This window comes from Rathayibacter rathayi (genome assembly GCF_004011095.1).
Classification (GTDB): Bacteria; Actinomycetota; Actinomycetes; order Actinomycetales; family Microbacteriaceae; genus Rathayibacter; species Rathayibacter rathayi.
This window is the reverse complement of the sequence record NZ_CP028129.1, coordinates 2,981,509-2,994,031: the sequence shown is the minus strand read 5'-3', so window position 1 is coordinate 2,994,031 and position 12,523 is coordinate 2,981,509. Positions and strand designations below refer to the sequence as shown.

Genomic DNA, 12,523 nt, shown 5'->3' with positions numbered 1-12,523 from the left:
GGCGGGAGGGGCGGGAGGGGCGCAGGTGCGGACGTAGGATCGGGGGCATGCCGCAGATTCGGGTGAGGGATGCCGCCGCCGCGCTGGGGGTGAGCGACGACACGCTGCGGCGCTGGATCGAGAACGGGACGCTCGCGAGCGCGAAGGACACGTCCGGGCGGCGGGTCGTCGATGGGCTCGAGGTCGCACGGCTCGCCCGCGCCAACGCGGTACTGCCGGAGGATCCGTCGCCGATCGCGCGCTCGGCCCGCAACCGCTTCGTCGGGATCGTCACCGACATCGTGATGGACACGGTGATGGCGCAGGTCGAGCTGCAGTGCGGGCCGCACCGGGTGGTCTCGCTGATGAGCAGCGAAGCGGTGCGCGAGCTCGGGCTCGAGCGTGGATCGCCCGCGGTCGCGGTGGTCAAGGCGACGACGGTGATCGTCGAGACGCCGCTCGCGCGGGGCTGATGCGCACCGGCTCCGGTCTGCCGCGCTGGGTCGTGGCGGTCGCCGCGCTCGGCGCCCTGCTCGTGGTGCTGCCGCTCGTCGCGATCCTCACCCGGGTCGACTGGCCGCAGTTCGTCCCGCTGATCAGCTCCGACTCCTCCGTCGCCGCGCTCCTGCTGAGCCTGCGCACCTCCGCCGCCGCGACCCTCCTGTGCCTGCTGCTCGGGACGCCGATGGCCCTGGTGCTCGCGCGCACCGCCTTTCCCGGGCAGCGCCTCCTCCGCTCGCTGGTGCTGCTGCCGCTGGTACTACCGCCGGTCGTCGGCGGGCTGGCGCTGCTGTACACCTTCGGCAGGACGGGCCTGCTCGGGGGTGCGCTGGAGGCGGCCGGCATCCGCATCGCGTTCTCGACGACGGCCGTAGTGCTCGCGCAGACCTTCGTGGCGCTGCCTTTCCTGGTGCTGACGCTAGAGGGGGCGCTGCGCAGCGCCGGCGCCCGGTACGAGGCGGTCGCCGCGACGCTGGGCGCCTCCCCTGCGACGGTGCTGCGGCGGATCACGCTGCCGCTGATCCTGCCGGGACTGGCCTCGGGCGCTATCCTCTCGTTCGCCCGGGCGCTGGGCGAGTTCGGCGCGACGCTGACCTTCGCGGGCAGCCTCGAGGGCACGACGCGCACCCTCCCGCTCGAGATCTACCTGCAACGCGAGAGCGACCCGGACGCAGCGGTCGCCCTGGCGCTGGTGCTGGTGGTGGTCGCCGTGCTCGTGATCGGGCTCGCGCACGGCCGCTCGGCCCGGGGGGTGCCGCGGTGAGCCTGCGGTTGGAGGCGCGGCTCGCGGCACGCGGGATCGACGTGCGGATCGACGTAGCCGAGGGCGAGACTCTCGCACTGCTCGGCCCCAACGGCGCGGGCAAGTCGACTGTGCTCGAGCTGATCGCCGGCCTCGTCCACGCCGATGCCGGCCGGGCGAGTGTGGGAGCGGCGGTGCTCTTCGACGACCGCCGCTGGACGCCTCCGCACCGCCGCCCTGTCGCCCTGCTCGCGCAGGATCCGTTGCTGTTCCCGCACCTCAGCGTGCGCGAGAACGCGGCGTTCGGGCCGCGCAGTGCAGGGGCAGGGCGGGCGGAGTCGCGCGCGCGGGCCGAGCGCGAGCTGGCCGCCGCAGGGGTGGCCGACCTGGCCGATCGGCGCCCGGCGAGCCTCTCCGGCGGGCAGGCGCAGCGGGTGGCCCTCGCCCGGGCGCTCGCGACCGACCCGCGCCTCCTGCTCCTCGACGAGCCACTGGCCGCGGTCGACACCCGGGTCGCTCCGGTGCTCCGGCGGATGCTGCGCGAGGTGCTCGCCGAGCGCTCGGCGATCGTGGTCACCCACGACGTGCTCGACGCCTGGACGCTCGCCGACCGGGTGCTGGTCCTGCACGGCGGCCGGGTAGTCGAGGAGGGGCCGACCAGCCGGGTCCTCACCCGCCCGCGCACGGCGTTCACCGCGCAGCTCTCCGGGCTCGACCTGCTCGCGGGCGTCCGCACGGCGGCGGGACTGCGCACCCACGACGGGTACGAGCTCGCCGGAGTCGCGGCCGAGCCGGTCGCGGTCGGTGCCGCGGTGCTCGCGGCGGTCCGCCCCTCCGCCGTCTCGGTCACCGAGGTGAGCGAGGGGCGCGAGGGGAGCGAGGGGAGCGAGGGGAGCGAGGGGAGCGAGGGCAATGGCGGCGGCGCGGGAGGCGTGCGCGCCGTGATCACCGACGTGGAGCAGCACGGCGACGCGGTGCGGGTGCGCAGTGCGCTCCTCGGCGCCGACATCGCCCCGGCCCACGCGGCGAGGCTCGACCTCGCCCCGGGCCGAGAGGCCCGCTTCCACGTCGCTGCGCAGTCGCTGCTGATCTACCCGGCCTGAGCGTCGGTCTTCACCGACGCCCCGTCGCAGATCGGGAGTCGCACTCGCAGCCGCGCACCCGCGAGCACCGGCGAGTCCGAGAGCGTCAGCGAGCCTCCGTAGACCGCGAGCTGCCCGTCCAGCCGGGTCAGTCCCGAGCGCGTCGCGCCCGCAGCGACCCCGCTCCCGTCGTCGTCAAGGGTGAGCACCACCACGCCCGCCTGCAGCGCACCCCGGACCCGCAGCGACGAGGCGCCGCCGTGCTTCAGCGCATTGGTGAGGCCCTCCTCCAGGAGCCGGACGAGCAGCAACCGCTGATCCAGCGGCGGCTCGCGGCCCTCGGCGGCGGGCTCCGAGATCCGGCCGAGGTCGAGGTCGACGGCGATCTCCGGCGGGAGGCGGGCGAGGAGGTCGCGCACGGCGGCGACCAGGCCGTGGTCGATCTCGACCGGGTAGAGGGCGTGTCCCACGCTGCGCACCTCCTCCTCGCGCAAGCGATCAAGGCGGGCGGCGATCGCGAGCAGGCGGGCCGAGACGTCCGGATCCGCCGCGCTCGCGACCGCGTGCAGTTCGGCGGCCAGCACCACGAGGCCGTTCTGCAGCCGGCCGTGCAGGCTCTGCGCCACGTCGCGCCGCACCCGCAGCTCCTCGCGCTGGAGCGCCTGTACCGCCTCGACCGCCTGCACGCGGGCGTGGGCGTGCTCCCGCTCCTTCTCGCGCACCCGCCGCGCGGCTCTCACCAGCAGGTAGCCGTAGCCGCAGATCAACGCGATCACCACGGATCCCACCACCAGCTCGATCACGATCGCGAGAAGGGCGGCGATCGGGTAGATACCCGTGAGCACCTGGAGAGTGCAGCGCACGACTCCCACGCCCACCGCGATCAGTGCTGTCCGGGTGACCCGGTTGCCACCAGAGAAGCGCTCCGGACGCAGCAGCGCGACCAGTGCGATCGCGAGCGCGATCGTCGAGACGTTGACCAGCACCCGCGTCGTGACGTCGAGCAGCGGGCCGGCATCGACGCCCCGGAGTGTCTGCGACAGGATGCCGAGCGCGAAGACGGCCTGAAGCGCGGCGAGCAGCGAGAGGACCCCGCCGAGGAGGGCCATCGCGCCGAGGACGATCCGGTTGTCCTCGCGCACGTCGCCCGGCTCGACGTTCATCCGGTGTGCTCGAGGAACTGGAGGGTCGCGTCGACCCGCGGGTTCCGCTCACCGTCGGAGCGGACGCCGAGGGCGGAGTAGACGGCGTTGACGTGGTTGTCGACCGAGCGGACCGCGATGCCCAGGCGCTCGCCGATCGCGGCGTTGGTCAGGCCGGAGGCGAGACCCGCGAGCACCTCGTACTGGCGCGGGCTGAGGGCGGCGACCGGGGAGTCGCGGCGGGCGGACCGGGCGGCGACCAGCGCAGGATCGAGCACGGTGCGGCCGTCCGCGGTCGCGCGCACGGAGCTGAGCAGCGCGGGCGCCGAGAGGGAGGAGCTTTTCGAGAGGTAGCTCCAGCCGCGCGCCTCTGCGCGGTCGAGGCGGAGGAAGCGGTGCATCGCATCGACCGCCGAGAGCAGGACGATGCCCAGCTCGGGCGCGGTGGTCCGGAGCCGGCGTCCGAGGTCGATGCCATCTCCGTCGCCCAGCTCGATGTCGAGGATCGCGACGTCGAGCTCTGCTGGTCGCAGCACCGACCGCGCCTGCGCGGCGGAGCAGGCCTCCACGACGCTCTGCACGCTCGGGTTGGAGCGCAACAGCGAGGTCAGCATGTGGCGGTAGAGCGGCTGGTCGTCGACGACGGCCAGCCTCAGCTCCGAAACGCCCCCCACGGATGTCATTCGCCCATCTTCACCCACACCACGGAGGTCGGGGCGTACCTCGAAGAGGGGGGTTTCGCCCGCGGATCCCCTGCGACCCGCGGAGCGGGACGGCCTCTGGCCCGCGAGCGGGGGATTCAGGAGTGACGGGGCCGGGTGCACGAGGCGGGCGCACGGGCCGGGTCACGCGGCGGAGTGGGCCCGACTCAGGAGAATCGAGCGCCCGTCAGCGCGAGCCCCGCGGCCGCCGCAGCGATGGCGAGCGCTGCCGTGCCGATCCCGTAGCCCAGCCCGGCCGCCCAGCGCCGCTCGAGCAGCAGCCGCGCGGTCTCGACGCTCGCCGTGCTGAACGTGGTGAAGCCGCCGAGCACGCCCGTCCCGAGCACGGCCCGCCAGACCGGGTCGAGGACCCCGGCCAGTACGAGCCCGGTGACCACCCCGAGCAGCAGCGACCCGCTGACATTAATCAGCGCGGTGCCAACCGGCCAGCGCGCGGGCACGAGCGAACGAGCGATCGAGTCGACCACCACCCGCGCCGCGGCGCCGACTCCGCCCGCGAGAGCGACCGCGAGCAGCAGACCCAACGTCACCCCGCTCGCCTCCGGCTCCCTGCGACCGCGATGCCCAGTGCGGCGGCGAGCACGCCCACCACGAGCGAGCCACCGGTGTACGCGAGGTACTCGACACCGTGCTCACCCTGCAGCAGCGCGACCGAGTCGAGCGAGAAGGTGCTGTAGGTGGTGAAGCCGCCGAGCACACCGGTGCCGAGCAGGAGGCGCAGAGTGCGGCGGCTCCCGTCGTCCGATCCGCGCAGCGCCAGCGCCTCCAGCAGCAGGCCCAGGAGGAACGCGCCGGGCAGGTTGACGACGAGCGTCGCGATCGGCACAACCCCCCACGGGGGCAGCGCGGCGCCGATCGCCGCGCGAGCCGCGGTACCGACCGTTCCGCCCGCGGCGACCAGGAGGATCTCAGCGGGCCGCAGGTGGAGGGGTCGCGTCACTCCGCGAGGTCCCAGGGCGCGGGACGCGAGGTGTCGCGGTCGGCGCGCGGGACGACGAGGACGGGACGGCGCTGACGGTGGGCGAGGTGGGCGGCGACACTGCCACTGAGGAATTCCGCGATGCTCGCGAGCACGCCCGCATCGCGGGTGCCGACCACGATCATCCGCGCATCGACCTCGTCGGCGACCTCGGCGAGGGCCAGGGCCGGCTCTCCGCGGGCTGCCCGCAGCGACCACGCCACAGGACTGCCGTCGAGCTGGCGCTCGACCGTCTCACGCAGGCCGGGCGGGAGGGTCGGAGCGTCGCCTCGATCGACGGCAGCCCCGACGAAGCCGATCGGGATGCCACCGGTCATTGGATCGACGTACTCGCCGACGAGGTAGGGATCCGCCGAGACGGACAGGAGCAGCAGCGCGGCTCCGGCATCGGCGGCGACGCGCTCGGCGGTGCGCAGGACCTCGGGGCGCTGGCCGTCGACGACGCCGACGAGGACGGGCCCGGTCGGCGCGGCGGCGCTGGGGGTGGGTTCGCTGGGCGTGGGTGCGGTCATGAGAAGCTCCTTCACCGGTTGCGCCCCATCCTGGCACCGCAGGGGCGCGCGGAGCCGAAACATCCCTCCTGATCCGCCGTGATCGTTCCGTGATGTGCGGGCCTCGGGCTAGAGTGGCTCCTCGCCGGATGCCGTTCAGGCACCCGGTCACCACCGCCACAATTGTCAGAACTGTCACCGAGGAGAACGCACGCGTGTCGAAGCCAGGCATTCCCACCCCTGAGGAGAGTGCCGGCACCCGGACGAGTGTGCCCCGGACGCGACGAGAGGCCCGCGAGGCCGAGCGTCGCGCGGTGGCGGCGGCTAATGCGGCGGCGGCCACCACTGCTGCGCCTCACGACACTGCGCCCGCCGTCGCTGCGCCTCACGACACTGCGCCCGCCGTCGCTTCCGATGCAGCCGCCGTCACGACCGCTCCGACCGTCTCGGTCGACGTGCCCGCCGTCGCCTCCCCCGCTTACCATTCGAGCCTCGCCGCGCCCCGCCGCTCCGCCTCGCGCTCCGTTACACCCCGCGCTGCCGAACCGGCCCGGACCCGCGGCCTCAGTCGCCGCGCCCTCGCCTTCGGTACCTTCTCGGTGGTCGGCGGCCTCTTCGCCACCGCTGCGATCCCCGCGTATGGCGCCCGCAGCACCGCGACCGGCCGCGCCGCCGTGGACCGGGTCGGCCTGCAGAATCTGACCGTCTCCTCCGACGCGAGCGGCCAGACCGCCGTCCGCGACGCTTTCGCCGCTCCGACCCAGACGCAGCTCGACGAAGCCAGCCGCCAGGCGGCCGTGCTCTCCGGCTCCAACGGCGGCGAGTTCGCGACCGTGCAGACGCGCGCGGTCGGCGACGACTACCCCTGGCCCCACGAGACCATCGACGACAACGGCGGCGGGCTCTCGCCGCTGGGCTACTACTACCGCGAGTGCGTCGACTTCGTCGCCTGGCGCCTGAACCGCGACGCCGGCCGCACCTCCGCGCCGTGGAAGTACACCTGGGGCACCATCACGCCTCTCGGCGGCAGCGCCTACGAGTGGCCCGACAACTGGGCCGCGAAGGGCTGGGCGACCAGCAGCGTCCCCATCGTCGGCTGCGTCGCGTGGTGGACCTACAACCACGTCTCCTACGTGCAGAAGGTCAACGAGGACGGCACCGTGCTCCTCGAGGAGTACAACTACGGCGGCAAGCACAGCTACGTCACCCGCACCTTCCCCACGGCGCAGGTGCCGCTCTTCCTCTACCCGCCGGTCCTGTAGCGCGTGCTCCCCTCGCCCGGCGTCAGCGGGCGAGCGCGGCGAGCAGTGCGGCGAAGGCAGGCCATGTCGGATCGACGAGGTCGAGGTGGTTGGTGCCCGCGAGTTCGCGCAGGCGCACGCCGTGACGGCGGCGATGTGCGGCGAACGGAGGGGTGGCCTGTGACCAGACGGCGAGATGCCCGCCTGCGGAGTGGCCGACGAGGTCGCCACTCCGGCGCCGGGGAGCAGGGTCGACAGCGCAGCGATCAGAGCCAGGATGTCGTCGCCGGTAGCCGGTCAGCCTCCGCCCGCGTCGCCGACCCGCCGGTATTCGGGGAGGAGCACGTCGTACCCTCGGTCGGCCAGCGCCCCCCGTCCCTCTCCGCCCCCGCCCCCTCCGCCTCCCGCCCGCCCCCTCCCCTACCTCCCCGCGAGATGCCACTTATGTAGGCGACACGCCGAGGGAAACGCGCGTAAGTGGCATCTCGCGGCGGGTGCGGGTGGCGCGAGAGCACCGTGGCGCGGCGGCTACGTCGAGGAGGGACGCCGTCGCGACGCGGTCGTCCACAGCGGTTCGTTCCACGACGAGATCCTGGAGAACGAGCAGCCCACGTCCTGTGCCCGCCGCGCGTCAGGCGACGTTGATGAGCGTGCGCTGCCAGCCGGAGGAGCCGTCGGGCGCGACCGGTGCGCGGTCCTCGATCTGGACCAGGCCGTTCTTGTCGACCGCGCGCACCGCGACGTAGTGCGAGCCGGGCTGGGCCTCCCAGTCGACGTACCACTGCACCCAGGTGTCGAGGTTGACCGGAGTCGAGAGCGTCGCCTCCTGCCAGTCGCCGCTGTCGATGCTCACCTCGACCTTCTCGATGCCGATGCTCTGCGCCCAGGCGACACCGGCGATCTTGGTGGCACCCGACGCGACGGGCGCGCCGATCCGCGGGGTGTCGATCCGCGAGGACATCTTGATAGGGGCCTCGGCGGAGTAGCCGCGCGGGGTCCAGTAGGCCTGATCGGCCTCGAAGGTGGTGACCTTCAGCTCGGTGAGCCACTTGGTGGCCGAGACGTAGCCGTAGAGGCCGGGCACGATCATCCGCACCGGGAAGCCGTGCTCGAACGGAAGGGGCTCGCCGTTCATACCGATGGCGAGGATCGCGTCGAGGTTCTCGTCGGTGACCGCGCTGATCGGGGTGGACGCGGTGTAGCCGTCGCTGCTGGTGGAGAGGAGCATGTCGGCTCCGCTCTGAACTCCGGCCATCTTCAGCACGTCGCGGAGCGGGACGCCCAGCCACTTCGCATTGCCGACGAGGTTGCCACCGACCTGGTTCGAGACGCAGGTGAGGGTGATGCCGTACTCGTCCAGGCCCATATCGAAGATCTGCTGGAGGGTCAGCGTCATCTCACGCTCGACCATCCCGGAGATCTTTAAGGACCAGGCCGACGGATCGAGATTGGGGACGGTGAGGGCGGTATCGACACGGTAGAAGTCGGCGTTCGACGTGTAGAGCGGGGTGATGCCGTCGATGTCGAGTTCGGCGCTGGCGGGCACCGAGACGGAGCTGCGGGGGGACGGCAAGCGCAGGGCGTTGCGGACGCCGGCGAGCGAGGAGGTCGCCACGTTCACCAGGCGGGCTCCGGTGCCGACGACGGCCGCGCCGACGGCGGTGATCAGCGCGATGCGGAAGAAGCCGCGGCGCTCAAGCGCTCCCGGACGGGCCTCGGAGGATGTTCCCCTCCCCTCCGAGACCCGTGCTGCACGCCAGCCGCGCAGGCGAGTAAAGAGCAGATGCATGACAAGGATGGCGACGACGAGGCCGACGAGAGTGGGCACCGCGGACAGCGGAGCGGCTCCGGCGCGGGTGACGATGGCGGCGATCGAGAGGCCACCCGCGATGATCAGCAGCACCTGGCCCAGCGGTGGGCGGATCAGCTGGAGCACACCGGCGATCGCGGCCGCAACGACGACGGCGGCGCCGATGCTCGCGAGGAGGAAGGTCTTGTCGTTCTCGCCGAAAGTCTCGATCGCGAACTCCTTGAGGGGGCGCGGGACGATGTCGACGACGAAGGAGCCGAGCGCGAGCACGGGGCTCGCCGTCCGGGCGACCGCGAGGGCGACGACCTCGGCGACGGCGAGGAGGACTCCTCCGGTGACGATGCCCGCGAGCGCGGCGAGCAGGAGATATTGCGCTCGGTGCTCGCGCACGGGTGCCACTGTCTGGTTCATAGGAGAGAGTTTTCACCCGCGACCTGCCGATTCCCAGGGTGTCCCTGGTTTGGTCGTGTAGCCGATTTTCTTCGTAACGAAAAGGTAACGCGCAGGCGCCCGCTCATCGGTGCCGGTCGAGAGCCCCCGGAGGTACGCAGCGGTGCGGCTGCCGCGGGGTGCAGGCCCGACGTGGGCTCGTCGAGCAGGGAGAGGGTGAGGGACGCAGAGCCGGTTGCGTTTGGCGCTGATGTGCCGACTGTCGAGGTCGAACTGCTCCTTGAGCACATGCGGAGCCGTCGAGCTAGCGATTGCCGTGATGCGGGCGCTGACGGCTGTGCTATAAGCGCAGCGCCGGGTTGAGCGCGAGGTCGAATGCCTGGGTGCTACCACACCCCTGGCTCCTGCCGATCCGTTCATAACTCAGGATGGATCGCCGACGCTTGCCGGAACGACGCGGACCGGCCGCGCCGCGACGGCCATTCATCCGGAGTTCCGCACCGAGCACCGCCCAGCTGCGCTCCCCGATCCGCGCGGACATCCGTACCGGGCTGCAGAGCCTGCTCGGGCACGGGCTGGTTCGGCGCGGGCCGCGAGTACGTGCCGATGGCGGCCCTCTTCGTGCTGATCATCGGCGGGGCCGACGCCGAGGACTACTTCCTCGGCTACCTCATACAGATGGCGGTGGGGCTGCTGGTGAACGTGGTCGTCGCTCCCGGCTCGGCGCCACGCTGGAGAAGACCTGGCCGCCCGAGCACGAGGCTTGGGCGCAACGGCGAGGAACTGGCCCGAACGGCGGAGGAGGTCCGAGCGGTGCTCGCGGAGGCGGACGAGAGCCGCAGGGGCAACCCCCGCGCGCTGCTGCACCGCCGCGACTCCGGGCCCGACCACCTCCGCCTCGAGACGCTCGACGCGATCCTCGTCCACGCCCGCGACCTCAGCGGCGCCCTGTCGGACGGTCGCCGACGCGATCGACCGCGACGACCCCGGCTCCCCCGCCGCGCACCGAGCGATCGGAGGCGCAGCGCGCGGTCCGGCACCTCGTGCAGGTCATCGACGAGCGCACCGCCGCCACCGCCCGCGCCCTCGGCCCGGATGTTCTCGCGGCGATGCACCTCCGCCGCGTTCTGGTGCGCCTGCACCACGACGGCGCCTGATCGCGCCCGTCACGGCCTGGGGTCGCTCGATCGGACAGCGGGTCGCCCGCCTCGGAGGCGCTGCTCGGCCGGAAGCCGGAGGACGAGCAGCCGCGTCCCGTCGAGCGCTCATCGCCCGAGCACCGGCGCGGTCAAGGGTCTCCCGCCCGGCGCCGGGATGTGCGGGAATCGGCAGAGCGTCCACCGCGGGCGTCGCCGGAGGAGGATCCATGTCGCTCAGCGTGCTGTTCATCGGCGGGACGGGCATCATCAGCGCCGCTTGTGTCCGCGAGGCACTGCGGGTCGGCCACGACGTCACCGTGCTGACCCGGGGCCGGACGTCGCTCCGGCCGTTGCCCGACGGCGTCCGCGAGCTGCAGGCCGACGGCCGCGACCGCGACTGCGTCACCGCCGCCCTCGGCGACCGGAGCTTCGACGCCGTGATCGACTTCGTCGCCTTCATCCCCGAGCATGTGCAGCAGGACATCGAGCTGTTCGCCGGCCGGAGCGGCCAGTACGTCTTCATTAGCTCGGCCTCGGCGTACCAGAAGCCGCCGCGGCACCTGCCCGTGACGGAGTCGACTCCGCTGCGCAACCCCTACTGGCAGTACTCGCGCGACAAGATCGCCTGCGAGGACCTGCTCGTCGCCGAGTACCGGGCGAGCGGCTTCCCGGTCACGATCGTCCGCCCCTCGCACACCTACGACCGCACCGCGCTGCCCGTCGACGGAGGCTGGACGGTCATCGACCGGATGCGCCGCGGTCAGGAGGTGGTGGTCCTGGGTGACGGCACCTCGCTGTGGACGCTCACGCACGCCGACGACGTGGCGGTCGGCCTCGTCGGGCTCCTCGGCGCCTCCGCGGCGATCGGCGGGGCGTTCCACATCACCGGCGACGACACGCCGACCTGGGACGAGATCCACCGCTGCCTCGCCGCCGCGGCCGGAGTCGAGCCGCGTCTCGTGCACGTCGCCTCCGACGCGATCGCCGCGGCCGACCCCGAACTCGGCGCCGGCATCATCGGCGACAAGGCGCACTCGATGGTCTTCGACACCGCGAAGATCCGCGCGCTCGTCCCGGCCTACTCCCCCTCGGTGCGCTTCAGCGACGGCGCCCGCGAGATCGTGGAGTGGTACGACGCGGACCCGGCGCGGCAGGTCGTCGACGAGCGGATGAACGGACTGTTCGACGCGCTGATCGAGCGGTACCGACCGCGCCCGCTGTAGGCGGTCCGGTCGAGGCTGCGGGTCGGCGGGGACCTGCGGGGGCTAGCCCGTCGGCGAGGGCGCGCCGATCGGCTCGAGCCGCACCAGGAACCCGCCCGGCACGCCCGGCTGCAGCTCCTGGTATTCGGATGGCACCCGGTAGGAGCCCTCGCCGACCGCCGTCACGGTGAAGGTGTCCTCGGTCCTCGTCCCCGCGAGGAACACCGTGGAAACGGTCGTGCCCTCCTCCGTCGTGCGTGTGCCGGCTGCGGCGCCGACCCAGCGGTGCCCGCCCGGGTCGGCGGTCGCCGTCTCCCCGAGCGTCGCGTCGATGGTGGCCGGGTCGACGCCCTCGGTGCGGATCCCGTCCTGGCACTCGCGCCAGAGGCCCGTGAATCCGGGGTCGACGTCGGAGTAGCAGAACAGCATCGAGCCGTCGGGGGCGACGTGCAGATCGCCGTAGCCGCCGACCACCTGCCCGAAGACGGAGACGGAGGCGGCCGTGGTCGTGGTCTCGGGCCCGGGAGCGGGAGCGGCCCTGGGCCCGGGCTGCGGCGTGCACCCGACGAGCGCGAGGACGAGCACCGCCACCACTCCCGCTCGCCACCTCATCCTCGCAACCTACTCCGCGACTCAGGCTCGCAGCAGCTCCAAGACAAGCGTCTGCACACGCCGCTTGATGTCGTCGCGGATCGGGCGTACCTCGTCGAGGTCCTTCCCGCGCGGGTCAGCGAGGTCCCAGTCCTCGTAGCGCTTGCCCGGAAAGACCGGGCAGACGTCGCCGCAGCCCATCGTGATCACGACATCGGACGCCCGGACCTGCTCGGTCGTCATCCGCTGCGGCACCGCCTGCGAGATGTCGATGCCCTCCTCCGCCATCGCCCGGATCGCGACCGGGTTGATCGACTCGCCGGGCTCGGAGCCACCGGAGCGGACCTCGACGGCGCCGCCGGAGAGCGCGCGGAGGTAGCCGGCGGCCATCTGCGAGCGGCCGGCGTTGTGGATGCAGACGAAGAGGACGGTGGGGGTGGCCATCGGGACTCCAGGGGTCGGGTGTTTGGGGGAGGGTAGCGCGCGGGCGAACGGCTCGCGGCGGTGGGAAC

The 12,523-nt window shown here is 72.8% G+C and carries 13 protein-coding genes; 5 read left to right on the top strand and 8 right to left on the bottom strand.

All coding sequences use genetic code 11. The annotated features are described in order from the left end of the window. Nucleotides 1-47 precede the first annotated feature (47 nt). Genes C1O28_RS14445 through C1O28_RS14435 form a run of 3 tightly spaced genes read left to right on the top strand, consistent with a single transcriptional unit; the run spans nucleotide 48 to nucleotide 2,325 of the window. Complete coding sequence (locus C1O28_RS14445) at nucleotides 48-452, top strand: TOBE domain-containing protein (RefSeq protein ID WP_097166872.1); 405 nt, start codon at nucleotides 48-50, stop codon at nucleotides 450-452. Continuing rightward, the gene (locus C1O28_RS14440) at nucleotides 452-1,243 is read left to right on the top strand and encodes an ABC transporter permease (protein WP_097166871.1); all 792 of its coding nucleotides are present in this window, start codon (nucleotides 452-454) and stop codon (nucleotides 1,241-1,243) included. Before C1O28_RS14445 ends, C1O28_RS14440 begins: the two co-directional genes overlap by 1 nt. Beyond that, nucleotides 1,240-2,325: a sulfate/molybdate ABC transporter ATP-binding protein gene (locus C1O28_RS14435; RefSeq protein WP_097166870.1), complete on the top strand. Its 1,086-nt coding sequence runs from the start codon at nucleotides 1,240-1,242 to the stop codon at nucleotides 2,323-2,325. Before C1O28_RS14440 ends, C1O28_RS14435 begins: the two co-directional genes overlap by 4 nt. Here C1O28_RS14435 and C1O28_RS14430 read toward each other — a convergent pair. From C1O28_RS14430 to C1O28_RS14410, 5 genes are all read right to left on the bottom strand, one after another. Further along, nucleotides 2,313-3,467: a sensor histidine kinase gene (locus C1O28_RS14430; RefSeq protein ID WP_097166869.1), complete on the bottom strand. Its 1,155-nt coding sequence runs from the start codon at nucleotides 3,465-3,467 to the stop codon at nucleotides 2,313-2,315. The two genes, C1O28_RS14435 and C1O28_RS14430, sit on opposite strands and share 13 nt — an antisense overlap. Then, a complete protein-coding gene (locus C1O28_RS14425; RefSeq protein ID WP_097166868.1) occupies nucleotides 3,464-4,129 on the bottom strand; it encodes a response regulator transcription factor in 666 nt (221 codons plus the stop codon). The genes C1O28_RS14430 and C1O28_RS14425 overlap by 4 nt, the downstream gene beginning before the upstream one ends. A gap of 185 nt (nucleotides 4,130-4,314) precedes the next feature. Further along, nucleotides 4,315-4,698, bottom strand: coding sequence for a fluoride efflux transporter FluC (locus C1O28_RS14420; protein WP_097166867.1), 384 nt, complete (start codon nucleotides 4,696-4,698; stop codon nucleotides 4,315-4,317). Continuing rightward, nucleotides 4,695-5,108, bottom strand: a complete 414-nt coding sequence (locus C1O28_RS14415) for a fluoride efflux transporter FluC (RefSeq protein ID WP_207759889.1) — start codon at nucleotides 5,106-5,108, stop codon at nucleotides 4,695-4,697. The genes C1O28_RS14420 and C1O28_RS14415 overlap by 4 nt, the downstream gene beginning before the upstream one ends. Further along, on the bottom strand, nucleotides 5,105-5,659 hold the full coding sequence (locus C1O28_RS14410; RefSeq protein ID WP_160487532.1) for a universal stress protein: 555 nt from the start codon (nucleotides 5,657-5,659) through the stop codon (nucleotides 5,105-5,107). The genes C1O28_RS14415 and C1O28_RS14410 overlap by 4 nt, the downstream gene beginning before the upstream one ends. A gap of 293 nt (nucleotides 5,660-5,952) precedes the next feature. Here C1O28_RS14410 and C1O28_RS14405 point away from each other — a divergent pair, with 293 nt between their 5' ends. Next, nucleotides 5,953-6,900, top strand: a complete 948-nt coding sequence (locus C1O28_RS14405) for a CHAP domain-containing protein (RefSeq protein ID WP_164861127.1) — start codon at nucleotides 5,953-5,955, stop codon at nucleotides 6,898-6,900. 610 nt (nucleotides 6,901-7,510) lie between these two features. Here C1O28_RS14405 and C1O28_RS14400 read toward each other — a convergent pair. After that, entirely contained in the window at nucleotides 7,511-9,100 is a 1,590-nt protein-coding gene (locus tag C1O28_RS14400; protein WP_097166864.1) for a molybdopterin-dependent oxidoreductase, read from the bottom strand. 1,345 nt (nucleotides 9,101-10,445) lie between these two features. On the opposite strand from C1O28_RS14400, the gene C1O28_RS14395 reads away from it, so the two are divergent. Then, nucleotides 10,446-11,441 (top strand): SDR family oxidoreductase, encoded by a 996-nt coding sequence (locus C1O28_RS14395; RefSeq protein ID WP_097166863.1) that lies wholly within the window; start codon nucleotides 10,446-10,448, stop codon nucleotides 11,439-11,441. 42 nt (nucleotides 11,442-11,483) lie between these two features. Here C1O28_RS14395 and C1O28_RS14390 read toward each other — a convergent pair whose 3' ends face one another. Both C1O28_RS14390 and C1O28_RS14385 read right to left on the bottom strand, forming a co-directional pair. Further along, complete coding sequence (locus C1O28_RS14390; protein ID WP_127821555.1) at nucleotides 11,484-12,032, bottom strand: hypothetical protein; 549 nt, start codon at nucleotides 12,030-12,032, stop codon at nucleotides 11,484-11,486. 21 nt (nucleotides 12,033-12,053) lie between these two features. Further along, the gene (locus tag C1O28_RS14385; protein ID WP_097166861.1) at nucleotides 12,054-12,455 is read right to left on the bottom strand and encodes an arsenate reductase ArsC; all 402 of its coding nucleotides are present in this window, start codon (nucleotides 12,453-12,455) and stop codon (nucleotides 12,054-12,056) included. Nucleotides 12,456-12,523 lie beyond the last annotated feature (68 nt).

Excerpts from the sequence above, each read along its gene's own strand:
- C1O28_RS14425 (WP_097166868.1), bottom strand. The coding sequence starts at position 4,129 with ATGACATCCGTGGGGGGCGTTTCGGAGCTGAGGCTGGCCGTCGTCGAC.
- C1O28_RS14430 (WP_097166869.1), bottom strand. The coding sequence starts at position 3,467 with ATGAACGTCGAGCCGGGCGACGTGCGCGAGGACAACCGGATCGTCCTC.
- C1O28_RS14440 (WP_097166871.1), top strand. The coding sequence starts at position 452 with ATGCGCACCGGCTCCGGTCTGCCGCGCTGGGTCGTGGCGGTCGCCGCG.
- C1O28_RS14410 (WP_160487532.1), bottom strand. The coding sequence starts at position 5,659 with ATGACCGCACCCACGCCCAGCGAACCCACCCCCAGCGCCGCCGCGCCG.
- C1O28_RS14390 (WP_127821555.1), bottom strand. The coding sequence starts at position 12,032 with ATGAGGTGGCGAGCGGGAGTGGTGGCGGTGCTCGTCCTCGCGCTCGTC.
- C1O28_RS14400 (WP_097166864.1), bottom strand. The coding sequence starts at position 9,100 with ATGAACCAGACAGTGGCACCCGTGCGCGAGCACCGAGCGCAATATCTC.
- C1O28_RS14395 (WP_097166863.1), top strand. The coding sequence starts at position 10,446 with ATGTCGCTCAGCGTGCTGTTCATCGGCGGGACGGGCATCATCAGCGCC.
- C1O28_RS14445 (WP_097166872.1), top strand. The coding sequence starts at position 48 with ATGCCGCAGATTCGGGTGAGGGATGCCGCCGCCGCGCTGGGGGTGAGC.
- C1O28_RS14385 (WP_097166861.1), bottom strand. The coding sequence starts at position 12,455 with ATGGCCACCCCCACCGTCCTCTTCGTCTGCATCCACAACGCCGGCCGC.